Source organism: Methanospirillum hungatei, assembly GCF_020216685.1.
GTDB classification, from domain to species: domain Archaea; phylum Halobacteriota; class Methanomicrobia; order Methanomicrobiales; family Methanospirillaceae; genus Methanospirillum; species Methanospirillum hungatei_B.
The window spans coordinates 1-2,762 of sequence record NZ_JAIWNS010000298.1 but is presented as its reverse complement, the minus strand read 5'-3'; the positions used below and the strand labels follow the sequence as shown (position 1 = coordinate 2,762).

General features: G+C 46.7%; 3 protein-coding genes. All 3 read right to left on the bottom strand.

The window, feature by feature from the left end; genetic code table 11:
* Positions 1 to 181 (bottom strand): J domain-containing protein (locus LDL35_RS15225; protein WP_304024102.1); only part of this gene is annotated, 181 nt, incomplete at its 3' end.
* A gap of 345 nt (positions 182 to 526) precedes the next feature.
* Positions 527 to 1,798 carry an ABC transporter ATP-binding protein gene (locus tag LDL35_RS15220; RefSeq protein WP_304024099.1) on the bottom strand — a complete coding sequence of 424 codons (1,272 nt, stop codon included), beginning with the start codon at positions 1,796 to 1,798 and terminating at the stop codon, positions 527 to 529.
* The coding region (locus tag LDL35_RS15215; RefSeq protein WP_304024097.1) for an iron ABC transporter permease at positions 1,795 to 2,762 on the bottom strand (968 nt) is incomplete at its 5' end. The genes LDL35_RS15215 and LDL35_RS15220, both read right to left, overlap by 4 nt.

Genomic DNA, 2,762 nt, shown 5'->3' with positions numbered 1-2,762 from the left:
ATGCCTCTTTGTACCGAATCATCATCTCATGGGATTCATCAGGTTCATGTGCAGACACATCCGGGTGCCATTCCCTGACTAATTCATGGTATCTTTTCCTGATCTCCATCAGGCTGGCTTTATTAGAAAATCCAAGCAATTTTGCAGCTTGTTGAAGAGTAATATCCGGTGTCGTTTTCATGAGAAATACCAATTAATATTATTGATGAAAAACTGTTAAAGTAATTCTATTCATCATTTAAGGTTAATTTATGATCCCGCCTGATAATGAATTCCGGGAAAAAATTCGAAAAGACCGGATCTCATTTATCATAAGATCTACTGAATGGGTTCTTTCTGTCCCAAATGAAGTATGGAGTAAAAAACAAAGTGAATTTATTAATTCTCAGTTCCAAAATCGAAAATCATATCCCCTTACAAAATCGCAATATCTCCATATGATTGAAACTGCCCGGAGATTATCTGACCGAAGAAAAGGATCTCCACCAATGCCCGAGAGATTTAGAAAGAAAGTAAGTGAAGAGAATTACTTGTAATCATTCACGATTTGCGTCGTTTGTAGTATTTCCAGAAGTTCTCCCGGACTTGATATCGAAAGTGCACCGTTTGACAAGAGTTTTTTTATGGTATCAGTTGCAACACCGCCGGTAAAATCAGGTATGGTAGGTTCTGATGAAGGAAGAATACAGATAATCTTTTTTGGATCAATCTGCTGAAGAACCCTGATATTTGGATAATTCCCCCACCCGACCGGCATTGACGTTACGATAACAACATCGGCGCTGAGTACCAGTTCGGCTAGTTTTTCTTCCATTTCAAAGGAGAGACGGGAGAAAGGTGGTTCTGCAAGAGTTGGGATACCATACTTTCGTGCCATCATACAGTCTGAATCATTTTCGGCTAATACTCCGCAACTGAGTGAATATCCGGATCTGCTCAGAAGTGAGATCAGATATGAACCCGTTCCCCCACCTGAAATCAGGTGAATCCTGAGTGTATGGGCATCTGATTCTTTCAAATCCTCCTCGACATAGACAAAGGGTGTGCCGGTAGTGGGATTGATATCAATAACCGGTCTTATCCTGAATACCTCATGGATGAGTTCAGTGGTCAGGACCTCCTCCGGTTTTCCATATGCCCGTATCCTGCCGTTATGCATAAGAACCAGGTCATCACAGTATGCCGCAGCAAGGTTGATATCATGAAAAACCCCGATTACTGCCCTTTTTTCCCTGGACGCATCACGGATAATCCTGATGAGTTCATACTGGTGGTGAATATCAATATGGGCGAAGGGTTCATCGAGGAGCAGCAGAACCGGGTCCTGTGCAAGCACCCGAGCGATCATGACACGTTGCCGTTCCCCTCCGGAGAGTGCGGTAATTGGCCGGTCAGCAAGTTCCAGGGTCCCGGTCTGCTGAAGAGCTCTTCTGACTGCCTCGTGATCTGCATCTGATGGGGGCCGAAACCGCTCGATATGAGGATTTCTGCCCATCATAACCACTTCATATACCGGGTATTTGAATTTAATATCCGACTCCTGAGGTACATACCCTACTTTTACCCCAAAATCACGATATGAATAGGATTGAAGGGGATCACCCAGGAGTATGATGTCCCCGTCCCTGACCGGAAGAGATCGGGCAAGCACCTGCATAAACGTACTTTTTCCTGAACCGTTCGGCCCTATGACTCCGACAAAACTTTTCTCCCTGACGAGGAGGGAGATCTCCTGAAGAATATCATTCTCATCATAACCGGCAGAGAGATCTGATATTTCGAGGATCTGTCCGGTCATATGTCTGATCTCCGTCTGATGAGCATGAGGAAGAATGGTGCCCCGAAAAAGGCGGTAACGATTCCAACCGGGAGATCTCCAAGCCATGTCCGGGAGATGGTGTCTGCACAGACCAACAAAAGTGCTCCACACCCGAGCGATGCAGGAATTAAAACCCGGTGATCCGGACCGGTTATCATCCGCATAATATGGGGAGATACAAGTCCGATAAACCCGATTGAGCCGGATACGGAAACCACAAGGCCGGTAATCCCTGCTGATACTGCAAGGAGAAGGAGTTTTGTCTTCTCTGGATCAATACCAAGCGTCCGTGTTTCTGCCTCTCCACATGACATGATATTCAGGTCACGGGAAAAAAGTGCAAGGATCCCGGCTGGGATGAGCGTTATGAGAAGGAGGGGAATATCCGCCCATGATGCATTCCACAGCCCTCCCATGAGCCAGAACATGATCTGATGCATGTTCTTTCCGGAAAATACGAGGCAGACTGAGACCACCGACGAGAAAAACATGGAAACCGCGATTCCGGTGAGGAGAAGATTTCCTGTACTGAGTCGTCTCTTTTGTGCTGCCAGAAGATACACGAGAAATGCCGAACCTATTGCTCCGCCAAATGCCGCTACCGGGACCAGTAACACAGCGCCGGTGATAATGGCAAGAGATACCCCTACCGCCCCACCTGCTGATGTTCCAAGTGTATACGGATCAGCAAGATCATTGCGGAACAATGTCTGCATGGCTGCTCCGGCACAGGCAAGTCCGGCACCTACAAGTGCTGCTGCGATAGCCCGTGGCAGGCGGATATCAAAAAGGATCTGCGTATGAGTGGTGTCCTGCATTCCCCCGGTCAGAATTTCCATCAGGGATATTTCAACCGGGCCGGTGATGACGGATAGCAGGATCGCAATAATTACCGCACAAGAGAGTCCGATAAGTATGAGTGAATTTCGAATGGTATTCATAT

What these genes read in the sequence shown, in the direction of transcription:
- LDL35_RS15220 (WP_304024099.1), bottom strand. Translation starts at nt 1,798, where the DNA reads ATGACCGGACAGATCCTCGAAATATCAGATCTCTCTGCCGGTTATGAT.